Genomic DNA, 22,217 nt, shown 5'->3' with positions numbered 1-22,217 from the left:
GGAGGGGGCGGTGGAGGATGGCGGGGCGGGAGCCCGTCGGGCGAGGACGGCCGGGGCGGACGCCCAAGGGGCGCGTGAAGGCCCACGGGTGCAGGCGGCGGCGGGGCCGCGCCGGCTCGGTACCGCCGGTGTGGCGGGCAGCGTCGTCCCTGGACATGGTCAAACCCCCGCTCTGGCGCAGACGCGCCCTCGCCAGGTTCAACGAGTCCGGTGCCGGTGAGGTCGCTGTCGGCCACCCGTCCGGGTCACCGGACCCGCCGTGACCAGGGAGGACGCACGCGCTGCGGCGGCACCGGCCGGGTGCCGGGACGTCAGCGGCCGCGGCGGGGCAGCGGGAGATGACCGGGGAACAGGTCCGCGCCGAGCGTCACCCCGGCCGCGCGTAACGCGGCGATCAGCGCGTTCTGCACCAGGTAGGAGTCGGGTAGCTGCCAGCGGGCCTGCTCCGGGGCGACCACCCAGCGCACCGTCCCCTCGGGCAGCCGGGTCGGCGGGGCCGGGATCCACGAGCCGGGTCCGTGGCGTACCACGTGGAAGCAGTGCTCCAACTCGGGCCGCAGCGGGTCGCCGGGGCGTACCAGGAACATCCAGCGGCCGGTCGGGGTGACCAGCGCGGGCCCGCGTACGCCGAACCCGGCGGGATGGGTGGCGACCGCGTCCAGGACCTGCCGACCCAGGTGGGCGGCGACCTCCAGGACGTCGAAGGCGCGGCCGGTGGGCAGCAGGATGCCGTGCGGGCGGCTGCGCCACCAGGTGGCCACCCGGGCCGGGTCGGCGCTGGCGGCGTGTTCCCAGTCCTCCAGCGCCGGGTGACAGCCCACCGTGGGACAGCCGGCCCGGCCGCACACGAACCGGCTGTTCGCCAGGCAGGCGCCGGGGGTGACCGGCCAGCCGTGCAGCGCGTACCGCACCGCGATCCGGCGCAGCCGGACCCGTTCCAGCGGCGAGAGGTGAGCGACGCGCGGTCGGACGTTCCTCCACATGTCTGCCGTCCCCTCTGGTCCCGCCGAACCGTCCACAGGCTCGAACCGCTCACAGGCCGAACCGTCCACAAGCCACACGTTGAAAGCCGTCACTGCCGTAACCCACGCTCGTTGAGGTGACTAACGGTCGGTGCAACTTGCACGAAAACTACGAGAACTGGCTGGACGGTGGACGCACAACCTGTGCGATCGGCGCGAGCCTGGGGGACGTGGGGGGACCGGCCGGCGCCGTGAGGGGGAGGGAGCGGGAATGGACGAACTGCCCATAGGCCGGCGGGTGGCGTACTGGCGGAGTCGCCGTAAGATGTCCCAGCAGGTCTTCGCCGACCGGCTCGGCAAGTCCAAGAGCTGGGTGGACAAGGTGGAGCGCGGCGTCCGCCGGCTGGACAAGTTCTCCGTGCTCTACGAGATCGCCGACATCCTCCAGATCGACGTGCAGTTGCTGCACGGCAAGGACCCGGAACGGCGTACCGACGCGCTCAACTGCATCGACCAGGTCGAGGTGGAGGAGATCCGCACCGCCCTGGAGCGGTACGACTCGATGAGCGCCTACTTCGACGCGGCGCCCTACCCCCCGCCGCTGGCCGACATGCGCAAGGCCGTGAACCACGCCTGGCTCACCTATCAGTACGGCCGGTACGGCATGCTCACCCGCGCGCTGCCGAAGCTGCTGCGCGACGCCCAGGCGGCGGACGCCGGCTACGCCGCCGGCGACCAGGTACGCGAGGCCGCCCACCTGCTCGGGCAGGTCTACCAGATCGCCTCCTCGGTGCTGCGCAAGCTCGGCGAGTGCGACCTGGCCTGGCTCGCCGCCGACCGGTCGATGGCGGTGGCCCAGCGCGCAGACGACCCGCTGCTGGCCGGCATCGCCACCACGCGCGTCTGCAACGCGCTCGTCGCGATGGGCCGCCCCCGCCCGGCGCTGGAGCTCAACGTCCGCATCGCGGGCCGGCTCGCGCCCGGCGGCGACAACGACGTCCGCCCGGAACGGCTCTCGGTGTACGGGATGCTGCTGCTCCAGGGCGCCATGGCGGCCGCCCGGATCGGCGACTCGGCGACGGTGGACGACCTGCTCGCCGGCGCCGACGAGGCGGCCAAGCTGCTCGGCGGCGACCACAACCACTACTGGACCTCCTTCGGCCCGACCAACCTGGAGCTGCACCGCGCGGCGGCGGCGGTCGAGCTGGGCGACGGCGGCCGGGCGGTGGAGACCCACATGCGGCTGGCCGAGCCCGCGTTCAACGCGCTGCTGCCGGAACGGCGCGCGCACCACCTGCTCGACCTGGCCCGGGGTTACTCCCAGATCGGTGACGTCGCCAACGCCGGGGACATGCTGCTGCGCGGCGACCGGCTCGCGCCCTCCGAGATCCGGTGCCGGCCGATAGCCCACGAATTGATGTCCGAGATTCTCCGTCGCACACGTGGTGCGCCGCCTCCGCCGATCGCGGAGTTGGCTGAGCACATGGGAGTCGGAGTATGAGCGGTCCGGAGACCGCAAACGGGCACCAGCGGGTGCTCTACGTCATCGCCTGCGGTTCGCCGCTGGCCCGTCACGTCGGCCGGCTGGTCGACCTCGCCCAGCGGGAGGACTGGACGGTCTGCGTGGTCACCACGCCGGACGGCGCGAAGTTCGTCGACCGGGCGGCCCTGGCCCGGCAGACCGGCCACCCGGTGCGAACGCACTACAAGAACCCGGGTGACCCGGACGTGCTGCCCCCGGCCGACGCCATGCTGGTGTGCCCGGCCACCGTCAACACGATCAACAAGTGGGCGGTCGGCATCACCGACACCCTGGCGCTGGGCCTGCTGGTCGAGGCGCAGGGGATGGGAGTGCCGATCGCTGCCGTGCCGTACACGAACGAGGCGATGGCCGGGCATCCGGCGTTCCGGGCCAGCCTCGACCTACTGGTGCAGTGGGGCGTCCGGGTGGTGTTCGGTGACCACGTCGTACGCCTGCACCCGCCCGGCACGGGGGAGCGGCGCGCGGACGCCTTCCCCTGGGACGCCGGCCTGGCCGCCCTGCGCGGCGCGGACCGGCCGGTCGCCCCGGTCGGCTGAGAGGCGCGACGGGAAACGGTCCTCGGCATCTGCCGGGGGCCGGACCCGGCGGCGCTCGGCCCGTATCGGCACGGACGCCGGTAAGCTGGCCGCCCGTGAGTACAACCGTCGCCGACGTGGTGGCCGCGCTGGACCGCCGTTATCCGCCCGCCTGGGCCGAGGAGTGGGACCGGGTCGGCCTGGTGCTGGGCGAGCCCGACCACCCGGTACGCCGGGTCGCCTGTGTGGTCGACGTGGTCCCGGAGACCGTGGACGAGGCGCTCGACGCCGGCGCGGACATGATCGTCGCGCACCACCCGCTGCTGCTGCGCGGCGTCTCCTCGGTGGCCGCCACCACGTACAAGGGCCGGATCGTGCACCGGCTGATCAAGGCGGACGTCGCCCTGCACGTGGCGCACACCAACGCCGACGTGGCCGACCCGGGGGTGTCCGACGCGCTCGCCGCCCGGTTCGGGCTGACCGGGCTGCGCCCGCTGCACCCGCCCCGCCCCGGCTCGCCCGCCGCCGGGCCCGGCCGGGGCATCGGCCGAATCGGTGAGCTGCCCACCCCGATGACGCTCGCCGAGCTGACCCGGCTGGCCGCCGCCGTGCTCCCGGTCACCGCCTGGGGAGTTCGCGCCGCCGGGGATCCCGGGCGTATGGTTCGTACCCTCGCCGTCAGCGGCGGCTCGGGGGACGGCTTCCTCGCCGAGGCGACCGCGGCCGGGGTGGACGCGTTCCTCACCGCGGACCTGCGCCACCACCCGGCCGGGGAACACCTCGCCGCCGGTGGCCCGGCGCTGCTGGACGCCGCCCACTGGGCGACGGAGCGACCCTGGCTGGACGACCTGGCCGCCTACCTGGCCGCCGAGCTGGACGTCGAGACCGTGGTGTCCGACCTGGACACCGACCCGTGGACCGTGCACGCCGCCGCGCCCCGGCCGGACGACAAGGAGCCCCGACGTGAAGGCTGACCCGAAGGTGCAGCGCCGCCTGCTCGACCTCCAGGCGATCGACACCGCGCTGGCCCAGCTCGCGCACCGCCGCCGCACCCTGCCGGAGCGTGCCGAGCTGGAGGCCCTGGCGCGTGAGCTGTCCGCGCTGGAGGACGAGCGGGTCCGCGCCCAGGTGGCAGTCGACGACCTGGATCGGGACATCGCCCGGATCGAGAAGGACGTCGACCAGGTACGGGCGCGCAAGAGCAAGGACGAGGCCCGGCTGGCCTCGGGCAGCGGCCCGGCCCGCGAGCTGGAGGCGATCCAGCACGAGCTGGTCTCGCTGAACCGCCGGCAGAGCGACCTGGAGGACGCCGAGCTGGAGCTGATGGAGCAGCGGGAGACCGCGCAGGGCGTGCTCGACGGCATCGAGAGCCGGCTCGCCGAGGCCCGCGAGCGCCGCGCCGCGACCGAGCAGCGCCGCGACGACACCCTGGCGGAGATCGCCAAGGAGGAGGAGTTCAAGCGCACCGCCCGCCAGCCGCTCGCCGGTGACCTCCCGGCGGACCTGATCGGCCTCTACGACAGGATCCGCGAGGACACCGGCATGGGCGCGGCGCTGCTCACCGGTGGCCGCTGCGGCGGTTGCCGGCTGGAGATGTCCGGCGCCGACCTGGCCCGCATCCGCAAGGCCGACCCGGACGACGTGGTCCGCTGCGAGGAGTGCCGGCGGATCATGGTCCGGACCAACGAGTCGGGGCTGTAACCGCCGTGGCGGTGCGCGCGGTAGTGATCGAGGCCGACGGCGGCTCCCGGGGCAACCCCGGCCCGGCCGGCTACGGCGCTGTGGTCCGGGATCCGGAGACCGGCGAGGTGCTGGCCGAGCGGTCCGAGTCGATCGGTACGGCGACGAACAACGTGGCCGAGTACCGGGGCCTGATCGCCGGGCTGGAGGCCGCCGCCGAGCTGGGCGCGGCCGAGGTCGAGGCGCGGATGGACTCCAAGCTGGTGGTCGAGCAGATGTGCGGCCGCTGGCAGATCAAGCACCCCGGGCTGCGTCCGCTCGCCGCCCAGGCGGCCGGGCTGGTCAGCCGCTTCGCCGCCGTACGGTTCACCTGGGTGCCGCGGGAGCGCAACCGCCACGCCGACGCCCTGGCCAACGCGGCCATGGACGCCGCCGCGTCCGGCGCCGCGCCGGCGGCCGCCCCCGTGAAGGCCGCGGCGCGGGAGGCGACTGTCGTACGGGCCACCGGCACCGACCCGGCCACCACGCCCGCCTCCTGGGAGCCGCGCCCGACCGAGGAGGCCACCCGGCTGATCCTGGTGCGGCACGGCGAGACCGAACGCACGGTGCAGAAGCGCTACTCCGGCCGGGGCGACGTGCCGCTCACCGAGCGCGGCCGGGCCCAGGCCCGGGCCACCGCCGCCCGGGTGGCCGCGCTGGCCCCGTCCGTCGCGGCAGTGGTCAGTTCCCCGCTGTCGAGGTGTACGGCCACCGCCGAGGCGGTCGCCGCGCAGGTCGGCAACCCGCCGGTACGCACCGACGACGACCTGATCGAGTGCGACTTCGGCGTCTGGGAGGGGCACACGTTCGCCGAGGTGCGCGAGGGCTGGGCGGCCGAGCTGGACGCCTGGCTCGCCTCCACCCGGGTCGCGCCGCCGAAGGGCGAGTCGTTCGTGACAGTGGCCGAGCGGACCGGGCGGGCCGTCGACCGGCTGCGGTCGGCGTACCCGGGGGAGACGGTCGTGGTGGTCTCCCACGTCTCGCCGATCAAGCTGGTGCTGCGCGACGCGCTCGCCGCAGGCGACGCGTTCCTGCACCGGCTCTACCTGGACACGGCGGGTATCTCGGTGCTCGACCTGTACCCGGACGGCGGCGTCGCGGTCCGCTCGGTCAACGACACCTCGCACCTCACGGACGTCTGACGGCCGCTCGGCGCATGCCGGCGGCCGTTCGGCGCATCGACATCACCCGATCGGACGTGACCCCCGTCACAGGGTCGTAGCCTCCGGCCGTCACATGGCCCGCTACGAATGCCCGGAGGGGTGTCACATGTCCGCACCGGAACCGGAGGCGCTCGACACGGCGCGATCCAGGGCGAAGGACAAGAGTCCCTGGAACTGGTTGCTCTTCATCCCGATCGTGGTGCCGCTGATCCCGGCACTGTTCAACGCCGACTCGCCCCGGCTGTTCGGCTTCCCGCGCTTCTACTGGCTGCAACTGGCCTGGATCCTGCTCGGCGTCGGCACCACCACGCTGGTCTACCAGATGACCAAGAAGCGGGGTGACCACTGATGTGGCGGGACCACCTCACCGAGATCATCGTCTTCACGCTGCTGTTCCTGCTGGTCAGCGCCATGGGTTTCGTGGCCGCCCGGTGGCGCAGACCGACGGACATGGCCCACCTCGACGAGTGGGGACTGGGCGGGCGCAGCTTCGGCGGCTGGATCACCTGGTTCCTGGTCGGCGGTGACCTCTACACCGCGTACACGTTCGTGGCGGTCCCGGCGCTGATCTTCGGGGCCGGCGCGGCGGGCTTCTTCGCCGTGCCGTACACGATCGTCATCTACCCGCTGGTGTTCCTGGTGCTGTGCCGGCTCTGGTCGGTCTCGCACCGGCACGGGTTCGTCACCCCGGCCGACTTCGTGCGCAACCGGTTCGGCTCGCCGATCCTGGCGCTGCTGGTCGCGATCACCGGCATCGTCGCCACCATGCCGTACATCGCCCTGCAGCTGGTCGGCATCGAGGCGGTGCTCAAGACCATGGGCGTGACAGGGGAAAGCGCGCTGGCCCGGCACCTGCCGATCATCATCGCGTTCGCGATCCTGGCCGCGTACACGTACCAGTCCGGGCTGCGCGCCCCGGCGCTGATCGCGTTCGTCAAGGACTCGCTGATCTACATCGTGATCCTGGTCGCGGTGATCTGGCTGCCGTACAAGCTCGGCGGCTGGGGTGCCATCTTCGACGCCGCCGACGCGAAGTTCCAGGCGTCACCGGCGCCCGGCGACGGCATCCTGCTGAATCAGAACAACCAGATCCAGTACGTGACGCTGGCGTTCGGCTCGGCGCTGGCGCTGTTCCTCTACCCGCACAGCATCACCGGTGTGCTGGCCAGCCGGAACCGCGACGTGATCAAGCGGAACATGTCCGCGCTGCCCGCGTACAGCCTGCTGCTGGGGTTGATCGCGCTGCTCGGCTACATGGCCATCGCGGCGAACGTGAAGCCGCTGCCCGGCGCGAAGGAGGGCACCACCGACGGCAACACAGTGGTGCCGTTGCTGTTCGACCAGCAGTTCCCGGACTGGTTCGCCGGGGTCGCGTACGCCGCCATCGGCATCGGCGCCCTGGTCCCCGCGGCGATCATGTCGATCGCGGCGGCGAACCTGTTCACCCGCAACATCTACAAGGAGTACCTGAAGCGGGACGCCACCCCGGCGCAGGAGGCGAACGTCTCGAAGATCACCTCGCTGGTGGTGAAGGTCGGCGCGGTGGCCTGCATCGTCTTCCTCGACCCGCAGTTCTCCATCGACCTGCAGCTCATCGGCGGCGTGATCATCCTCCAGACGCTGCCGGCGGTGGCGCTGGGCCTCTACACCCGCTGGTTCCACAGGGGCGCGCTGATCGCCGGCTGGGTGGCCGGCATGGGCCTGGGCATGTGGATGCTCTACCAGATCGGCAACCCGGCGACCGGCAAGAAGCACTTCGCCGGGTCGGCGTTCCCGCTGGAGAAATTCGGCTTCGACACGCCGAAGACCATCTACGTGGGCATCGTGGCGGTGCTGGTGAACCTGGTGGTGGCCGCGCTGCTCACGCTGGTGCTGCGGGCCGCGAAGGTCGCCGACGGGCCGGACGGCACCACGCCGGACGACTACTTCGCCGACGAGGGCGACCCGCGCGTCACGGCCTCCGCCGACCGCGCCGACTCCGCGCCGGAACCGGTCGCGTGAAAGGAGGGGCCCTCACCCAGCGGGCTCCGCACGGGTGAGGGCCCCGACATCGCTGGTCACCGGGCCTGGGCCGGCGCCAGGTGAGCGGAGATACGGTCGAGGGTGGCGGTATTGCCGCGGAACAGGTGCGCCTGCATGCCCGCCCTGGCCGCGGCAGCGACGTTCGCGGGCGCGTCGTCAACGAAGAGGCATTCCTCGGCGCGGACGTCCAACCGTTCGCATGCCGTGGCGAACGCCCTCGGGTCCGGCTTCTCCACGCCGATCTCGTGCGAGTAGACGATCTCGTCCACCAGTTCGTCGAAGCCGTACCGGGCCGCCTCCCGCTCCCGCGCGCCGACGAAGCTGTTGCTGAGAATGCCCCACCGGCACCGGGTCCGCCACGCGAGCACCTGACGGATCAGTTCCACGTTCGGACTGCCCAGGTATTCCGCCCACAGATCGGCCAGGAACGCGTCGACATCGGCGTCCGCGAGGCGCAGCCGGCCAGCCACCGCCTCACGTACCCCGGTCTCGGTGACCTCCCCGACGCTGCCCGCCTGCCAGACGTCGGCCAGATGCCGGTCCACCGACCCGGGCGGCAGCCCGAGCCGCCGTTCCCACCGGCTCTGCCAGCCGGTTACCGGAGTGATCTCCAGTACGCCGCCGATGTCCAGGATCACGCACCTGCTCATCCTGTTTCCCCCTCTGGTTGCGGGAGAACCCTCGACCCGGCCCGAGGGGGAAGGTCAAGCGTCGGCTCAGCGGCGGCGGTTGCGCGCGTCGAGCGCCTCGTTGAGGCGGTGCAACATGTCCGCCAGCGTCTCCCGGTCCGCCTCGGGCCAGGCGGCGAGGATGTCGCCGTACAGCCGGGTGCGGGCCGCCCGGACGGCGGCCATCCGCTGGAGCCCGGCCGCCGTCGCGGAGATCACCGTGCCGCGCCCATCGGCCGGGTCAGGGGTACGCGAGATCAGGCCGTCGCGCTGGAGCGCGGAGACCTGTCGGGTGACTGTGGAGCCGTCCAGGCTCAGCCGTGCGGCGAGCGCCGAGACGTTCTGCGGACCGGCGGCGTCCAGGTGCCGCAGGATCACGTACGCGGCGCGGTCCAGCAGCCAGTGCTCCATCGTGCCGGTGCCCCGGCGGGTGGCCTCGCCCAGGCGCATCAGCAGCGCGACCTCTGTTTCGATCCGGCCGAGGGTGACCTCGGCGGCGTGGACGTCCTCACTCATAGCTGTATGATACAAGGAAAATACCTGTATGATACAGCTATCTGGGAGGTTGCGGAGTGGATCGCCGATCCGAGCCCAACCGCAGTGCCATCTACGCCACCACGCTCGTGGCGTTCCTCGCCATCGCCGGCATCGCCGTGGTCGACCCGATCCTGCCCGCAATCGGCGAAGCGATCGGCGTCACCGCCTGGCAGGTCGAGATGCTCTTCACCGCGTACATCGCGGTCATGGCCGTCGGCATGATCCCGGCGACGCTCGCCAGCGGACGGTTCGGTTTCAAGCCGGTGCTCGTCACCGGCGTCTCCGTCGTCGGCCTGGCCGCCATCGGAGCCTCGTTCAGCAGCGACATCGTGCAGCTCTCCGTGCTGCGCGGCGTCTGGGGCCTCGGCAACGCGATGTTCTTCGCCACCGCCATGGTGGTGCTGGTCAACCTGGCGAACGACAGGGAATGGGTGGTCGGCCTGTTCGAGACCGCCCTCGGGCTCGGCTTCGCGGTCGGCCCGCTGATCGGCGGCCTGCTCGGCGAGGTGAGCTGGCGGCTGCCGTTCTTCGTCTGCGGCGTGTTCATGGTGCTGGCGCTCGGCGTCGCCGCCCGCAAGCTGCGCGAACCCGCCCACAAGCAACAGCCGGTACGCGTCGGCCAGATCTTCGCCACCTACCGCAGACCCGCGTTCGTGACGCTGTGCGTGGTCACCGCCGCGTACAACTTCGTCTTCTTCGTCGTACTCGGCTACACGCCGCTGTTCCTGCGCCTCGACGTCATCCCGCTGGGCCTGGCGTTCACCGGCTGGGGCCTCGGCCTCGCCGCCGGCATCCTCCTGATCGGGCACCGGCTCGCCCACCGCATCGGCGCCGTGCAGACCGTCGGCGTCGCCCTGCTCGGCCTGCTGGTCTGCATGGTCCTGTTCGCCACCTCCACCGGCACCGCCATGTCGCTCGTCGTCCTCGTCGTCGCCGGCCTGTTCATGGGCCTCGCCAACGCCAACCTGACCGACCTGGCACTCGGGCTCGGCTCCGCCGACCGGCGCGTCGCCACCGGTGCGTTCAACCTGGTCCGCTGGGGCGCCGCCGCGCCCGCGCCGATCATCTCCGGCAAGCTCGCCGAGCACAGCCTGGCGCTGCCGTTCTGGGTCGGCTTCGGGGTGCTCGCCGCCGGCGTGCTCGCGTACCTCGCGTTCGGTCACCTGATGGCGGCCGGCTACGGCGAACGGGTCATCTGGAACCGGGCCGCCCGCCGCGCCGAACACGCCCCGGAGGAGCCGGTGGGGGAGGCGTACTGACCGCTCGTCGGTCAGTTCAGCGCGCGCCACAGCAGGTAGAGACCGATGGTGGTGCCGAACACCACGATGATCGTCTTCAGTACCACCTGCGGGAGCCGGCGGGCCAGCCGCGCGCCCGCGTACCCGCCGAACAGGGTGGCCGGCGCGACCACCGCGACGGCCGCCCAGTTCACCGGGCCGAACAGGGCGAACACCACGAGCGTGGTCAGCCCCACCACGGCGGAGAGCAGGTTCTTCACCGCCGACACCCGGGCCAGCGTCGCGTCCAGCACCAGCGCCAACCCGGCCACCAGCATCACCCCGAGGGCCGCGCCGAAGTAGCCTCCGTACACAGTGCCGACCGCGACCATGGTCTGAACCGTGACGGTACGGCGGCGCGCGCCCAGCCGCTCCGGATGGCCGACCAGGCGGCGCAGCGGGCCCTGGAACGCGAGTACGGCGGTAGCGCCCAGCACCAGGAACGGCACCACCAGCTCGAACGCGCGTGCCGGAGTCGCCAGCAGCAGCGCGCACCCGGCGATCGTGCCGACCACGGCGGTGGGCAGCAGCGACCACAGCTCCCGCCCGCGCGGCAGGTCCACCCGGCTGCCCGCCACGCTCGCCACGTACCCCGGGAAGACCGACACCGAGTTCGAGACGTTCGCCGCCACCGGCGGCAGGCCGGTGGCGATCATCGCCGGGAACGTGATCAGTGAGCCCCCACCGGCCACCGCGTTGACTGTGCCCGCAGCGAGGCCGGCGGCGATCAGGAGCGCGGCGTCGGAGAGATCCATGGTCCCCCGAGGCTAGCCCGTCCGGTTCCCGGGCCGGTGGGGCCGGTGGGTTCCGCGCCAGTGGGTTCCGCGCCAGCTCGGGGAAGTGGCTGTATCGAGGGCCGGTTGATGCCGCCACCTCCCCGAAGTGGCGGGCGCGCACTCGCGGGCCGGGGCGGAAATGGGCGCGGCGGGTGCGTCGTTAGGATGAGGGCGCGACGGACGAGTCGACCGGGCGGTCGCGTCGACGGGCTCCGGCCCGTCGCCGAGGAACGTCCGGACTCCACAGGGCAGGGTGGTTGCTAACGGCAACCCGGGGTGACCCGCGGGACAGTGCCACAGAAAACAGACCGCCGGCCCGTAACGGGACGGTAAGGGTGAAACGGTGGGGTAAGAGCCCACCAGCACCCCGGGTGACCGGGGTGGCTCGGTAAACCCCACCCGGAGCAAGGCCAAGAAAGGGCCGTCACCGCAAGATGACGACCCGCGCAGACGCTTGAGGGCTGCCCGCCCGATGTCTGCGGGTAGGCCGCTGGAGCCTGCCGGCAACGGCAGGCCGAGATGGATGGCCGCCGCCGGTGCGCCTGCGGGCGTGCCGGGCACAGAATCCGGCGTACAGGTCGACTCGTCCGTCGCCCACCAGCTCAGCGCCTCGACCATGACTCTGAGCTGGGTCTTTATCTGGTGCCGTTGGTTGACCTTGGTCATCGTTGGGTGGCGTTTGACGGCCTGGCCACGGCCTGGGACGGCCTGGAGACGGCCTGAGTGCTGGCTCAGTTGGCCTTGGTTTCGGTCCTTCGCTGTGACGTCGTGGCCATCCCTCGGCCTGGGCTCGATTGGTCTCGGGAGTCGAGCCGGCGGCTGTGGGGGAGGGGCGGGCACCTCCTGGCGGTGGAGCTGGCGCCGTGACCCGGTGACTCGGTGGCAAGCCAGTCCCGGGGTTGGACTGGCGCGGCAGCCGGAAGCCCTGACGCACGACCAGGCCGACCCGCTGGCTTCCGTCGCGGCCTTTGGTGGTCCCATTCGTGGATGCGGTGGGATGAGTGCGTGCCGGAGTTGCTGGCGCACCTGGGGGAGATGGGTCTGGTCGGGCTGGTCAAGATTGACGGGGAGCGGGAGCGCAAGCCCTGGACCGTGGTGATCTCGGGTCAGCGGCTTGACGGTGCGTCGATCAGGGTTGACGGCCACAGCCTCGACTACTGCCTGAAGCATGCGGTTGCCGCGCTTCACGAGCGCTTCCCGGACGAACTCGCGCTGAGCTGAGATCCGACCCGTGGGCGGTGTCCCGGCGGCTGTCGGTGGCTCACCGCCCCGGCGCCGTAGGCGGCCGGGGCGGCTTGCCGCCGGCCGGGCTTGCCGCCCCGCACCGCGCGGAGCGCGGTGCCTTGATCAATTACAGAGCTATTCGGCAGAGGCTGTCGGACCATGCTGTCGACAACCTGACAGGGCAAAAAGCGTCCCTGAATCTATCGCTATTCTATTGCATCTGGCATAAGGAGAAGCGAATGGACCTGGCCCTCTACAAGATCCGAGATGACCTGGAGGAGGGAGACTGGGGGCTACGCACGGCTGCGGCCGACTATAGGCCGGTGGCAGTAAAGAAGATGCCTGGTGTCGATTTAAGGCTTTACGTTAGGACATCTAAGGTCAGCGTACCTCGATGGCAAAAGGAGTTGCTGTCCATCGCAGCCGACCAGGGCTCAAAGCTATTGAGGGAGTTGCAAAACCAGAGCACTGGAGCTCTAGTTCTGATCGAGCGTCGAGGACATCGTTTTGTTCTTGTATACGGATCAGGCCGACATGCGGTAGATTCAACTAAAATTGAGACTGGCTTCGGTCTGCGTGTGGCTGCGAATGTTATTGATCCTGAATCCTTGAGAGGTGTGGATACTCGCTCTATCGTAGGATCGGGCCGCAGTCAAGTTGTATCGATGCCGTCAGCTGGGCCGCTCCATCGGCTGGGAATCGAGCCGACTGTGGATCTGGTTAGATACCTGGAAGGGAAGCCTTCCGATGAATTTGCAAGTGGAATAGCCGGGGGTGATGTACTTCGCCTTACATTAAAGTCTTTTAACCTAAACTCTCTGGCCGAAAAGCTGGACGAAATTATCGCTGCATATGATTCTACTACCTACAAGGACACTTTTCCTTTCCTCGACTACTTCGTAAGAGTTCCGCGCTCCGACGTGGACCTCCGGTCTCGGCTGAATGCAGAGGTGGGCAGGCTACTGATAGAGGACAGCAAGCGCCTTGAATTCATGAACCCTGAGCTTGACCGGCAAGGAAAGCCTGAGAGATTCGTGCTGCGGTATGGGCGTAAGGCTAGCGAGATTGGCGAGCTAAACAGAGCGGCCATCTTGGATGTTGTATCGCGATGGGGCATGGGTAACCCCCTCGATTCGCTGAAGGTGAACGCCTTCTATGAGGGCGTCGACACGCCTCAGCGGTCATCCTTGTTGCCTTACGTCGTAACCGAGGTCGAGCTTGACGGGAAGTTGTTCGCACCCTGCTCGGGGGTTTGGTACCGGTTGGATGGCAACCACCTCAGAGACCTGAATGAGCGGATAAGCCGGCTTCCTGATCTAACCGGCGTAATGCCCTTCACTCCATGGCATAGCGGTTTTAGTAACGAAGAGCTCTATAATCGGCATGCATTGCCAAAAAGTCTGGACCACGTAGTCTTAGACAAGGCGCTCTTCTATAGTAAGGGTGGCCGTAACCAAAAGGTTGAAGTGTGCGACCTGCTAACCGCAGGAAAGCAGTTGATTTGCGTCAAGAAGATGACGAGCTCCGCCACTCTTTCCCATCTATTTGCGCAAGGTGCCGTTTCTGCTCAACTTCTAAGAGATAGTCAGCCCTATCGGGAGACCGTGCTAGGTCACCTACGTAAGGTCGGTCAGGATCCGTCGATCGGCTCGTTCTCGGATTGGACAATCGTTTTTGCGCTTGCTACGGAGAGGTCGGGGCCACTGGTGGATTCGCTATTCTTCTTCAGTAAGGTAAACCTCGAAATCGCGGTTCGCGCTATTCATGGAGCGCAGTTGCGCGTTGCCCTAGCGAAGATTGATCGCGCATAGATCTGTAATGGCAGATGCGCTAAGAGTGGTTGATGGGTAGCAGTGCTTTCTCTTGGTTGAGGTTTGGGCAAACTGCGACTGAGGCGCCCTGAATGGCTCTCGTCGTGGGGTAATTGCAATTCCTAAGATCCGGCGTGTTCGATCACGGCTAGCCGGTATGTTCGAACGACAGTCTCGACCTGCTCTCCCCTTCGCGTGACACTCTCAGCCTCGATCAACGCCGCTCCGACCTGGACGCCAAAGACGGCTGCAAGCTCCGGGTCGGCCGCCACTGGGCGCTCTCGTACCTCCGGCTGGGGATTATTGTCCGGCTCGCTCCTATGCCGGAAGGGGGTTGAGTAGGTGCCGCGGCCGTGTTCCGTGGCTACCAAGCCTGCCTCGCGTAGTACAGCTATGGCCTGACGAATTGTGCCGCGGGCTGCCCGGAATTCAGCGGAGAGGGTGCTCTCGGGCGGTAGCTCGTTTGATCGCACGGCCTGAGGACCAAGGGCTGTGCCGGGTCGCTGATCCCTCTATCCTGTCGGTTATCGGACTAGGAAGTCGGCAATTCCTGACTTAAGGCTAGGGTTCTAACCCGCCATATCGCATCGGCGCACTTTTTCTCGGGAGTCGGAAAGATATGAACATCCTGTCACAAGTGGTTCCGGGCCTGCGCGACACGCGTACGCCGTTCTCGGTTGGTCTGCTCTGGTCAGGCACTTTTTGGTTGATCTTTTTCCTTATCCCTGAACAGGATTGGCGCAACTCGCATATTAAGCCTGTTGTCGAGCCACTCCAAGCGCTTCCTGATCAACTCTTGCTTGTTTTCGGCATCTTTTTGATTTACTTGTTGGGCGTCTTGCTGGAGATGCTTAGCAGGGTTTTTTGGGGGCTGTGCATGATCGCCCTCGTGCTCCTGAGTGTAGGGCTGGTATTTGCTGCTTTTCGCAGCACGGGGGCAGCACTTTCGCTGATCCTTGTCGTTCTTATAGCATTCACCATATACGTAGCTTTGGCTGCGTCTAGAATGCGACGCAAGCTTCTAGATGAGCCGTATCGGAAGGTGCTCGAAGACACGGCCTTGCAGTCTATCGAGTCCGTTGGCGGCCGCGTAGCCGCTTTCTTTCGACAAGTTCGAGAAATTACCGAGCCCGACTATGGAAATTTTCAAGAACTGCTGAAGACTGATCTTGAGTCGGCGTTCGGAGAGAATCCAGGCATTCTCGACAATGCCCTGAAGGTAATGACTTCAGAAACATTGAGCAAGGCCGCCGAGGCGGTGCACCTTGGTAATCGGGAAGTGTATCCTTTCGCGACTGAGGAGCAAAAGCCCAGAATTGCGAGGGCCGACGACATATCGTTACTGAGTTTCTATATTCGCCGTGATGAGAATATTGCGGAGATGGCGCGTATGGCCATCGCTCAGAAGTTGAAAGAAGATTCGGCTGCTCGAGTTGAATTCGCGGCTGCTGTATTCAATTTGAAGGCTCAGCGGGACCGGCTCCGCGCGCGCATGGAGCAGGCAGAGGTAGTGTTGCGAGTAAATTACAAGGATCTTCATAATGAAATTGATCGTATTAGGTCGGAGGGTGAGTTCCGTAAGGGTGTAGCCTGGCCCTTGATGGCCTTTTCGATTGCGGCGGTCCTAACCATATATGACTTCCTGGGCTTCCGTATGACACCGGGCGCGGGACTAATGCTAGCCGTCGCAGCAGTCGGGGCAGGCGGGATGATTCACGCCGCTGGAGCCGAGCGCACGCGACGTGCAAGTCAATTGTTATACGCCTGCCTGTTGCAGAATCTGGTAGGCGTGACGCGAGAGAAGCTTTACGGTGACGAGCTTTTTATTCCCCTCGAGCGGCCTCGGATTGAGCGGACGCCAGAAATTAGAAGAAAAATAGAAGAAATTCTACGGGAAGCGGCCCTGCAGAGATTGAATCAGGTGGCTTCGAGGCTTAGATCCAAGTCGCCGCAGGCTGCCTCGGAGGCGGTGCCGCCTCCGCAAGATCCGAATTTGATCTCCCAATTAGGTAAAGATGAAGATGAGGTCGCTCGCAATCGGGCCTAGACATGGTTGGCAGGGAGCTGCGCGGTGAGTGGCCTACGGCGCGATGACCCACACTCGATCTCGGTGGAGGCGATGAAGATTGCCTTCGATCAAGGCTTCTACTCATGCGTCGCGCGAAGCCCCGGACCAGCCGTGAAAGCGGGGGATACGCGTTGGCGATGTGCCTGATGGCGAGGTTCGCGGAGATCTACAACGACGTGGTTCTTGACAAGATCGGTGGAGCCTGCGTGAGCCTGTGGATCGGATCCTCGTTCGTGCACCGCTGCGGGTGCGGACTCCACAGGCAGCGGCACGGAGGTACCGCGACTTCCGGCGGGACATGAATGTCTGGCGCTACCAGTAGCACGCCTCTGGCCCTGTCCGCTGGACTACCGCATACGAGCCCGGACGGCCTGGCGACGGCCTACGGCGGCCTTCGCCAGGCTCCGCCCCTGATCGGCGGGGGTGCGAGGATCTTAATCCGGCGTACAGGTCGACTCGTCCGTCGCCCAACAGCTCAGAGCCGTGATCAAGGCTCTGAGCTGGTTCTATGTCCGGGTGTCGATGGTCATCGGATGATCCCGGCGACGTGCGGCCGGTTGGGCTGACGACGCCGCGCGAAGGTGCCGTCTGTACCGGTCACCCGTTACCGGAATTCGTGGATGACCTCGATCCAACCGACGATGTGCGCGTTGAACTGGTCGAGTTCCTCGGCTGCAACCCACAGCATCGGAGCGGTGGATCCGCCGAAGGAGCGTGTCGAGTAGCGGCCCAGGAAACCTGTCTCGACGTGGAAGCGGGCCACGTAGCGAACGGGTCCGAACAGGCTCCAGTTCTGCGCAGCCCTGACCGCGAAAGCCTCGTCGAGCATCGGGAAGAAGTGAGTTTGCTCCGGCGAGAGTGGCGGCCACCTGCGACCTCCTGCCTCGCGGACGAGACCGAGTTCCTGCTGTCCCAGGGGACGCCACAGCACTGTCGTTACGTCGCTGCTCACGTCGCCTCCGCTGTCGTGGTCGGTCGAGATGCCGGACAGTCCCGCCGGATCGAACTTTCGCCGCACCTCGTGCCCGTTGAGTGTGAGGTTTGCAGATGACCGCGCCGCGTGGAGGAGCGGAACTGAGCGCGTGATGGAGACTTCCGGATCTTGCCACGACCACCGACCACTGCCAGGCTTCGAAGATGACCTTGCTCAGGCTGATCGAGACCACTCCCGGACAGTATTCGCTGCTGCTGGATGCCGGGACCACCCCAGTCGACGGTGTGATCGGGGAGCTTGGTCACGAGCCCAACGGGTACTTCTGGGCAGGCGTCGCGGAGGTCCTCGTCCGCACCGAGGCCCCGGCGCTCGAAGGTCGATTCGCCTATGACCCTGAGGCCGGCATGTTCTGCGCCTACGGCACCGATCGTGGCGCGCTGCAAGAACTGGAGGCCTTGATGAACGCCGTGGCCACCGACGGCGAACGCATCCGGCGGCTGGTCGACGACGCCGAAGCGCGCGGGTTCGAGTTCGACGACTGACAGCTGACCCCGGCGGTTGACGAGGGAGACGCAGCGCTCCACGCGATGTCCACGAGGCGACCTCCTCGACGATCGCGAGTGGCCGCCGAATTCGCAGGAGTGCCGGACGGTTGTGGCGCCAGCATCGGCCACCCGTCACTGTCGCGGCGGGTTCAGGGGAGGAGAGGCGATGGCGGACGTTTCGGTCGACGTGCCGTCGCCCCTGCGTACGTGCATCGCCTTCTGCGAGGTCGAGTGCGTTGTCGGGTGCTGCGGGATCGATGCCGTCTCCACGGACCCCGACCTGATCGAGGACTGGTGCCACCAGGTGGGCTCGGCCGCGGTGGTCGAGGCCCGACTTCAACTCATCGATCTGATCGAGGTGGTCGAGGACCGCTCCCGTTGCGTCACGTCGGACTTTTTGAACCACCGCACACATGACGAGGCCGCGCGGCGTGAGTTGCTGGACTTCCTGGCCGCGCTCGCCGCGGGACTGACTGCCGGCGATGCGTCCGGGAGCGGCGCTGACACCTAGCGAGCCGGTGGCCGGTCCGGGAGCGGCCGGGCGCCCCGGGGTGATCAGGACTTGCGATGATCCGGTGATGACCTCCTACGTGTCCCACACCACCGTGGACTGTGCCGACGCCTTCGCCCTGTCCCGCTGGTGGGCCTCCGTCCTCGACTACCGCGAGGACCCGGACGACCCGAACGAGCCGGGCCACGAGGAGTGCATGATCTCCTCGCGGGACGGGCGGCACCGCCTGCTGTTCATCGAGGTGCCGGACGCGAAGCAGGTCAAGAACCGCATCCACCTCGACCTGCGCCCGGTCGAGGGGACGCGCGACGAGGAACTGGCCCGGCTGACCGGGCTGGGTGCGGCAGTGGTGGCCGACCGGCGTGAGAGCGACGGCACCGGCTGGGTGGTGCTCGCCGACCCGGAGGGCAACGAGTTCTGCATCCTCCGCAGCGACGCCGAGGTAGCCGCCACTCGCTCGTGACAGCGACCGAACGGCCGCCCCAGCTCCAACCGCCGATCTTGGAGTTGTGGCACCTCTCGAACTTCGCGGATGGGGCGTTCTGGGCGCCACAACTCCAAGATCGACGAGCGCGGGCCGCGAGCGCGGGCCGCGAGCGCGGGCCACGAGGGCGCGCGGCGGGGACGGCGCGGGGTGTGAGGGCTGGTGTGGGACGCTGCGGTGGTGATCGAGCTTGCGGACATCCAGGCGGCCGCCGACCGGATCGCCGACGTCGTCGTACACACCCCGACGCTGCCCATCCCGGGACTGACCGAGCTGCTCGGCGTACCGGTCACCGCCAAGCTGGAGCTGCTGCAACGTACCGGCTCGTTCAAGGCCCGTGGTGCGGCGGCGAAGCTGCTCGCGCTCGACGACGCGGAGCGGGCGGCCGGGGTGGTGGCGGTCAGCGGCGGCAACCACGGCATCGCGGTCGCGGTGATGGCCGGGGCGCTCGGGGTGGCGGCGACAGTGGTCATGCCCCGCACGGCGCCGGCCCGTGCGGTCGAGGTGGCGCGCGCGGCCGGGGCGGACGTCCGGCTGACCGAGGACATGGCCGGCGCGTTCGCGCTGATGAACCGGCTGCGGGACGAGGGCGTGACGCTGCTGCACCCGTTCGACGACCCGATCGTGCTCGCCGGGCAGGGCACTGTCGGGCTGGAGTTCGCCGACGACGCCGGTGAGCTGACCGACGTGCTGGTCAGCATCGGCGGGGGCGCGCTGATCTCGGGTGTGGCGGCGGCGCTGCGGGCGCGCCGGCCGGGGGTACGTGTCTGGGGCGTGGAGACCGAGGGCGCGCAGGCGATGTCGCAGGCGCTGGCGAAGGGCGGCCCGGTCGAGGTACCGCTGTCGTCGATCGTCACCACGCTCAGCGCGCCGAGCGTCTCGCAGCTCACCTACGACCATGTGACCGCGCTGGTCAGCGACGTTCTCGTGGTCTCCGACGCCGAGGCGGTGCGGGGCACGCTGGAGTTGGCCGAGCACGCCAAGGTGTGGGCCGAGCCCGCCGCCGGGTGCCTGCTGCCCGCCGCCCGCCGCGTGGTCGAGCGGGTGGGGGATGACGCCCGGCTGGGCCTGGTGGTCTGCGGCGGCAACGCCACTGTCGCCGACGTGACCGCGTGGGCCGGCCGCTTCGGCCTCTGAGCCGCAGCGCCCACCGCGCACCACGCGACCGCCGCGCCGAGCGCGCTGCCGCACAAGCCGCGCGACCTCCGCGCCACACGAACGGCAGAACCCGGGGGTACGCCGGCCGCCTCCGGTCCGGACGGGTGGGACCGGGACGACCGGCGTACGTCAGGACGTGGCCGGGCTGACGCCGTCGAGCAGTTCGGCGAGCCGGGCTGCGGTGGTCGGGGCGTGCAGGTGCAGCCGCGCCACGTTGATGCTGTCCGTGCCGATCACGGCGAGCAGCGCCTCTCCGTTGATCGCGTACACGCTGAGGTAGCCGCCCGCGTTGCGTACCGTGGACTGCTGGAAGTCGCCCTGCCCCAACCGTGATCCGACCTGGCGGCCGAGCCCGTACATGGTGGCGGCGAGCGCGGCCAGGTCGTCCGGGTCGGCGCCGTTCTGCAGGTTGTGCGTGACGAGCAGGCCGTCGACGCCGCCGAGGACGCATCCGTGCACGCCGGGGATCTGCAGCCGCAGCGCGGAGAGTTCCTGGGCGATGGCCGGGTACGGCAGCGCCGGGTTTCCGGCCAGCGACTGTGGAAGCGCCCGGGGTGGCGGCAGGGTGCCGGCCTGGGGGCGCGTACGGCGGGGGAGGTCGTCCACCCGGCTCACAGTTCCAGGCTCTCCTCGATCGTGCGCAGTTGGTGTCTGGCCATCGCGAGGTTGGCCCGGCTCTTGCTGACCATCAGGTAGAGGAACAGGCCCTTGCCGGTGCGGTTGCTCAGCGGTCGGATCAGGTGGTACTGGCTGCCGAGCGTGATCAGGATGTCCTCGATCTCGTCGTCGAGCTTGAGCATCTCGATGGTGCGCAGCTTGGCGCGTACCACGTCGGTGTTGCCGGCGGCGGCGACCGTCAGGTCGATCTCGCCGGTGCCCCCGGCGACGCCGAGGGTCATGCCACTGGTGTAGTCGACGAGCGCGGCCCCGATCGCGCCGTCGATGTTCATCGCGTTCTTCAGCGCGATGTCAAGGTTGCCCACGATTTTCTCTCCCCAGCTCGGGTCGCTGTCCGCCGGAGCGGGCGGGCAGCGGGTGCGGTCCGTCGAGGCTCGCATATGGAGACGCGAGGTGCACACGGGCCACCGGTGATCCACCTGAGCGGGCCCTCCCGGACCGGCCGCCGGTCCCGGCAAAGGGACCGCGCCGTCCATTACTTGTCGCCGTCTGTCCCGGTAAGACGGTGCATCCACGCTATGTAGAGATCCGATAGAGTGCGCCCGTGCGACTCACCATTCCGGTGGCGAAGGTGCTCTCGGCGCTGCTCGCCGAGCCCGAGGCGCCGCGCTACGGCCTCGATCTGATGCGGCTCACCGGCCTGCCCAGCGGGACGCTCTATCCGGTGCTGCACCGCCTCCGGGCGGCCGGCTGGCTCGCCGCCGACTGGGAGGACGTCGACCCGGTCGCCGCCGGTCGCCCGGCCCGCCGCTACTACCGCCTCACCGGCGAGGGCATCCGCTCGGCGCGGCCGGCGCTGGCCGACCTGCGTGCCCTCGTACCCGCCGAACCTGCCGGCCCGGACCCGGTCTGGGCGCCGGTGTGGTGACCCGGCCGCTGGGGCGTACCGCAGGGGTGTTGCTGCTCGCGCCGCCGGTCTGCGTCGCGGTCCTCGTGCTCGCGGGCGCGGTGATGGGCGTGGCCCACGGGTGGCTGGAGATGCGCGTACCGTGGGCCGTCGCCGCGCAGTTGCCGACCTGGTCGGCGCTCACCGCGCTGCTTGGCACGGCGCTCGCGATCGTCGTCACCCGGGCCGCGCGCCGGACCGTACGCGTGGGGGCGCTGCCCACCGCGCTCGGCGTGGTGCTGCCGGTCGCCGCGACGGTGACCGCGACGCTCGCGCTGCTCGCCGCCCGGGGCGAGAGCCGGGTGTGGGAGACGGTGCCCGGGCTGCTGCTCTGGCTGGCGCTGCTGGTCCCGGCGCTCTGGGCCGCCGGGGCGCTGGCGCGCCGGGACCGGGTCCGCCTCGCGTGGCTGGCCGGTCTGCTCGGCGCGCTGGTGGCGGCCGACGCGGCGGTGGTGCTCGCGGTGGTCACCTCGATCCCGGCCACCGCACCCGTGGCCGACGGTCTGCCGCCGGACGCGGTCGACCGGATCTCCGCGCCGCTCTGGCTGTTCACCTGCTGGACCGACTCGTCGTTCGGGCTGCCCCGGCCGACCGGGTGGGAACGGTTCCTCATCACCGACCGGGTGCTCGTCGAGCCGCTGTTCTATCTGGCCTGCACGCCCTACGCCGTGGCGTACGCGATGGCGGCGGCTCGGCCGGCGGCGGCCGCCGTGCCCGTCCCGGCACCCGCCTGAGC

General features: G+C 68.9%; 25 protein-coding genes and 1 other RNA gene. 18 read left to right on the top strand and 8 right to left on the bottom strand.

Annotated features, from left to right (window positions below; genetic code table 11):
* Window positions 1–311 precede the first annotated feature (311 nt).
* A complete protein-coding gene (locus AC2CHG_RS06705; RefSeq protein WP_355508170.1) occupies window positions 312–983 on the bottom strand; it encodes a bifunctional DNA primase/polymerase in 672 nt (223 codons plus the stop codon).
* Window positions 984–1,233: 250 nt separating this feature from the next.
* Between AC2CHG_RS06705 and AC2CHG_RS06700 the strand changes: the two genes are divergently transcribed.
* The 7 genes from AC2CHG_RS06700 (at window position 1,234) to mctP (ending at window position 7,903) form a co-directional block, all read left to right on the top strand.
* Window positions 1,234–2,463, top strand: coding sequence for a helix-turn-helix domain-containing protein (locus AC2CHG_RS06700; RefSeq protein WP_355508168.1), 1,230 nt, complete (start codon window positions 1,234–1,236; stop codon window positions 2,461–2,463).
* Window positions 2,460–3,041 carry a flavoprotein gene (locus AC2CHG_RS06695; RefSeq protein WP_484524381.1) on the top strand — a complete coding sequence of 194 codons (582 nt, stop codon included), beginning with the start codon at window positions 2,460–2,462 and terminating at the stop codon, window positions 3,039–3,041. Before AC2CHG_RS06700 ends, AC2CHG_RS06695 begins: the two co-directional genes overlap by 4 nt.
* 95 nt (window positions 3,042–3,136) lie before the next feature.
* Window positions 3,137–3,994: a Nif3-like dinuclear metal center hexameric protein gene (locus AC2CHG_RS06690; RefSeq protein ID WP_120568674.1), complete on the top strand. Its 858-nt coding sequence runs from the start codon at window positions 3,137–3,139 to the stop codon at window positions 3,992–3,994.
* Entirely contained in the window at window positions 3,984–4,721 is a 738-nt protein-coding gene (locus AC2CHG_RS06685; protein ID WP_114921079.1) for a zinc ribbon domain-containing protein, read from the top strand. The genes AC2CHG_RS06690 and AC2CHG_RS06685 overlap by 11 nt, the downstream gene beginning before the upstream one ends.
* A gap of 5 nt (window positions 4,722–4,726) precedes the next feature.
* The gene (locus AC2CHG_RS06680) at window positions 4,727–5,881 is read left to right on the top strand and encodes a bifunctional RNase H/acid phosphatase (protein ID WP_355508163.1); all 1,155 of its coding nucleotides are present in this window, start codon (window positions 4,727–4,729) and stop codon (window positions 5,879–5,881) included.
* 127 nt (window positions 5,882–6,008) lie between these two features.
* Entirely contained in the window at window positions 6,009–6,251 is a 243-nt protein-coding gene (locus AC2CHG_RS06675) for a DUF3311 domain-containing protein (protein ID WP_013475661.1), read from the top strand.
* Complete coding sequence (mctP, locus tag AC2CHG_RS06670) at window positions 6,251–7,903, top strand: monocarboxylate uptake permease MctP (protein WP_484524380.1); 1,653 nt, start codon at window positions 6,251–6,253, stop codon at window positions 7,901–7,903. Before AC2CHG_RS06675 ends, mctP begins: the two co-directional genes overlap by 1 nt.
* 56 nt (window positions 7,904–7,959) lie before the next feature.
* Here the strand turns inward: mctP and AC2CHG_RS06665 are convergent, their stop codons facing one another.
* The gene (locus tag AC2CHG_RS06665) at window positions 7,960–8,574 is read right to left on the bottom strand and encodes an HAD-IA family hydrolase (RefSeq protein ID WP_484524379.1); all 615 of its coding nucleotides are present in this window, start codon (window positions 8,572–8,574) and stop codon (window positions 7,960–7,962) included.
* A 66-nt stretch (window positions 8,575–8,640) separates the two neighbouring features.
* Window positions 8,641–9,108, bottom strand: coding sequence for a MarR family winged helix-turn-helix transcriptional regulator (locus tag AC2CHG_RS06660; RefSeq protein ID WP_484524378.1), 468 nt, complete (start codon window positions 9,106–9,108; stop codon window positions 8,641–8,643).
* A gap of 56 nt (window positions 9,109–9,164) precedes the next feature.
* On the opposite strand from AC2CHG_RS06660, the gene AC2CHG_RS06655 reads away from it, so the two are divergent.
* Window positions 9,165–10,388 (top strand): MFS transporter, encoded by a 1,224-nt coding sequence (locus tag AC2CHG_RS06655; RefSeq protein ID WP_484524377.1) that lies wholly within the window; start codon window positions 9,165–9,167, stop codon window positions 10,386–10,388.
* Window positions 10,389–10,399: 11 nt separating this feature from the next.
* On the opposite strand, the gene AC2CHG_RS06650 is transcribed toward AC2CHG_RS06655, so the two are convergent.
* Window positions 10,400–11,161 (bottom strand): sulfite exporter TauE/SafE family protein, encoded by a 762-nt coding sequence (locus AC2CHG_RS06650; protein WP_366621204.1) that lies wholly within the window; start codon window positions 11,159–11,161, stop codon window positions 10,400–10,402.
* A 202-nt stretch (window positions 11,162–11,363) separates the two neighbouring features.
* Between AC2CHG_RS06650 and rnpB the strand changes: the two genes are divergently transcribed.
* The 3 genes from rnpB to AC2CHG_RS06635 all read left to right on the top strand — a co-directional run bounded on the left by rnpB (window position 11,364) and on the right by AC2CHG_RS06635 (window position 14,217).
* Window positions 11,364–11,772, top strand: an RNA gene (gene rnpB, locus AC2CHG_RS06645) — RNase P RNA component class A.
* 415 nt (window positions 11,773–12,187) lie between these two features.
* Window positions 12,188–12,403, top strand: coding sequence for a hypothetical protein (locus AC2CHG_RS06640; protein ID WP_484524376.1), 216 nt, complete (start codon window positions 12,188–12,190; stop codon window positions 12,401–12,403).
* A 242-nt stretch (window positions 12,404–12,645) separates the two neighbouring features.
* Window positions 12,646–14,217, top strand: a complete 1,572-nt coding sequence (locus AC2CHG_RS06635; RefSeq protein ID WP_484524375.1) for a DUF6119 family protein — start codon at window positions 12,646–12,648, stop codon at window positions 14,215–14,217.
* A gap of 122 nt (window positions 14,218–14,339) precedes the next feature.
* On the opposite strand, the gene AC2CHG_RS06630 is transcribed toward AC2CHG_RS06635, so the two are convergent.
* Window positions 14,340–14,690, bottom strand: coding sequence for a GntR family transcriptional regulator (locus tag AC2CHG_RS06630; RefSeq protein WP_484524374.1), 351 nt, complete (start codon window positions 14,688–14,690; stop codon window positions 14,340–14,342).
* A gap of 146 nt (window positions 14,691–14,836) precedes the next feature.
* Between AC2CHG_RS06630 and AC2CHG_RS06625 the strand changes: the two genes are divergently transcribed.
* Window positions 14,837–16,264 carry a hypothetical protein gene (locus AC2CHG_RS06625; RefSeq protein WP_484524373.1) on the top strand — a complete coding sequence of 476 codons (1,428 nt, stop codon included), beginning with the start codon at window positions 14,837–14,839 and terminating at the stop codon, window positions 16,262–16,264.
* A 625-nt stretch (window positions 16,265–16,889) separates the two neighbouring features.
* On the opposite strand, the gene AC2CHG_RS06620 is transcribed toward AC2CHG_RS06625, so the two are convergent.
* The gene (locus AC2CHG_RS06620) at window positions 16,890–17,237 is read right to left on the bottom strand and encodes an ADP-ribosylation/crystallin J1 (protein ID WP_484524385.1); all 348 of its coding nucleotides are present in this window, start codon (window positions 17,235–17,237) and stop codon (window positions 16,890–16,892) included.
* A gap of 185 nt (window positions 17,238–17,422) precedes the next feature.
* Here AC2CHG_RS06620 and AC2CHG_RS06615 point away from each other — a divergent pair, with 185 nt between their 5' ends.
* The 4 genes from AC2CHG_RS06615 to AC2CHG_RS06600 all read left to right on the top strand — a co-directional run bounded on the left by AC2CHG_RS06615 (window position 17,423) and on the right by AC2CHG_RS06600 (window position 19,896).
* Complete coding sequence (locus tag AC2CHG_RS06615) at window positions 17,423–17,761, top strand: immunity 51 family protein (protein WP_357210394.1); 339 nt, start codon at window positions 17,423–17,425, stop codon at window positions 17,759–17,761.
* A gap of 169 nt (window positions 17,762–17,930) precedes the next feature.
* The gene (locus tag AC2CHG_RS06610) at window positions 17,931–18,275 is read left to right on the top strand and encodes a DUF6331 family protein (RefSeq protein WP_484524372.1); all 345 of its coding nucleotides are present in this window, start codon (window positions 17,931–17,933) and stop codon (window positions 18,273–18,275) included.
* Between the two features lie 67 nt (window positions 18,276–18,342).
* Window positions 18,343–18,738: a VOC family protein gene (locus AC2CHG_RS06605; RefSeq protein WP_484524371.1), complete on the top strand. Its 396-nt coding sequence runs from the start codon at window positions 18,343–18,345 to the stop codon at window positions 18,736–18,738.
* 201 nt (window positions 18,739–18,939) lie between these two features.
* A complete protein-coding gene (locus AC2CHG_RS06600) occupies window positions 18,940–19,896 on the top strand; it encodes a threonine/serine dehydratase family protein (RefSeq protein ID WP_484524370.1) in 957 nt (318 codons plus the stop codon).
* 150 nt (window positions 19,897–20,046) lie between these two features.
* Here AC2CHG_RS06600 and AC2CHG_RS06595 read toward each other — a convergent pair whose 3' ends face one another.
* Both AC2CHG_RS06595 and AC2CHG_RS06590 read right to left on the bottom strand, forming a co-directional pair.
* Complete coding sequence (locus AC2CHG_RS06595; RefSeq protein ID WP_281599962.1) at window positions 20,047–20,532, bottom strand: roadblock/LC7 domain-containing protein; 486 nt, start codon at window positions 20,530–20,532, stop codon at window positions 20,047–20,049.
* Window positions 20,529–20,900, bottom strand: coding sequence for a hypothetical protein (locus tag AC2CHG_RS06590; protein WP_013287772.1), 372 nt, complete (start codon window positions 20,898–20,900; stop codon window positions 20,529–20,531). The genes AC2CHG_RS06595 and AC2CHG_RS06590 overlap by 4 nt, the downstream gene beginning before the upstream one ends.
* Before the next feature lie 239 nt (window positions 20,901–21,139).
* Here AC2CHG_RS06590 and AC2CHG_RS06585 point away from each other — a divergent pair, with 239 nt between their 5' ends.
* Both AC2CHG_RS06585 and AC2CHG_RS06580 read left to right on the top strand, forming a co-directional pair.
* Window positions 21,140–21,463, top strand: a complete 324-nt coding sequence (locus tag AC2CHG_RS06585; protein WP_484524369.1) for a PadR family transcriptional regulator — start codon at window positions 21,140–21,142, stop codon at window positions 21,461–21,463.
* Window positions 21,460–22,215, top strand: coding sequence for a hypothetical protein (locus tag AC2CHG_RS06580; protein WP_484524368.1), 756 nt, complete (start codon window positions 21,460–21,462; stop codon window positions 22,213–22,215). The genes AC2CHG_RS06585 and AC2CHG_RS06580 overlap by 4 nt, the downstream gene beginning before the upstream one ends.
* Window positions 22,216–22,217: the final 2 nt, after the last annotated feature.

Source organism: Micromonospora sp. ATLC20, from assembly GCF_057196585.1.
Note: the sequence above shows the minus strand (reverse complement) of the source record. Positions and strands in the feature narration are given on the sequence as shown.

Bases quoted from the DNA above. Each gene is read 5' to 3' on its own strand.
- AC2CHG_RS06665 (WP_484524379.1), bottom strand. From the start codon at position 8,574: ATGAGCAGGTGCGTGATCCTGGACATCGGCGGCGTACTGGAGATCACT.
- AC2CHG_RS06605 (WP_484524371.1), top strand. From the start codon at position 18,343: ATGACCTCCTACGTGTCCCACACCACCGTGGACTGTGCCGACGCCTTC.
- AC2CHG_RS06700 (WP_355508168.1), top strand. From the start codon at position 1,234: ATGGACGAACTGCCCATAGGCCGGCGGGTGGCGTACTGGCGGAGTCGC.
- mctP (WP_484524380.1), top strand. From the start codon at position 6,251: ATGTGGCGGGACCACCTCACCGAGATCATCGTCTTCACGCTGCTGTTC.
- AC2CHG_RS06610 (WP_484524372.1), top strand. From the start codon at position 17,931: ATGGCGGACGTTTCGGTCGACGTGCCGTCGCCCCTGCGTACGTGCATC.
- AC2CHG_RS06635 (WP_484524375.1), top strand. From the start codon at position 12,646: ATGGACCTGGCCCTCTACAAGATCCGAGATGACCTGGAGGAGGGAGAC.
- AC2CHG_RS06675 (WP_013475661.1), top strand. From the start codon at position 6,009: ATGTCCGCACCGGAACCGGAGGCGCTCGACACGGCGCGATCCAGGGCG.
- AC2CHG_RS06615 (WP_357210394.1), top strand. From the start codon at position 17,423: ATGACCTTGCTCAGGCTGATCGAGACCACTCCCGGACAGTATTCGCTG.
- AC2CHG_RS06705 (WP_355508170.1), bottom strand. From the start codon at position 983: ATGTGGAGGAACGTCCGACCGCGCGTCGCTCACCTCTCGCCGCTGGAA.
- AC2CHG_RS06625 (WP_484524373.1), top strand. From the start codon at position 14,837: ATGAACATCCTGTCACAAGTGGTTCCGGGCCTGCGCGACACGCGTACG.
- AC2CHG_RS06695 (WP_484524381.1), top strand. From the start codon at position 2,460: ATGAGCGGTCCGGAGACCGCAAACGGGCACCAGCGGGTGCTCTACGTC.
- AC2CHG_RS06660 (WP_484524378.1), bottom strand. From the start codon at position 9,108: ATGAGTGAGGACGTCCACGCCGCCGAGGTCACCCTCGGCCGGATCGAA.
- AC2CHG_RS06650 (WP_366621204.1), bottom strand. From the start codon at position 11,161: ATGGATCTCTCCGACGCCGCGCTCCTGATCGCCGCCGGCCTCGCTGCG.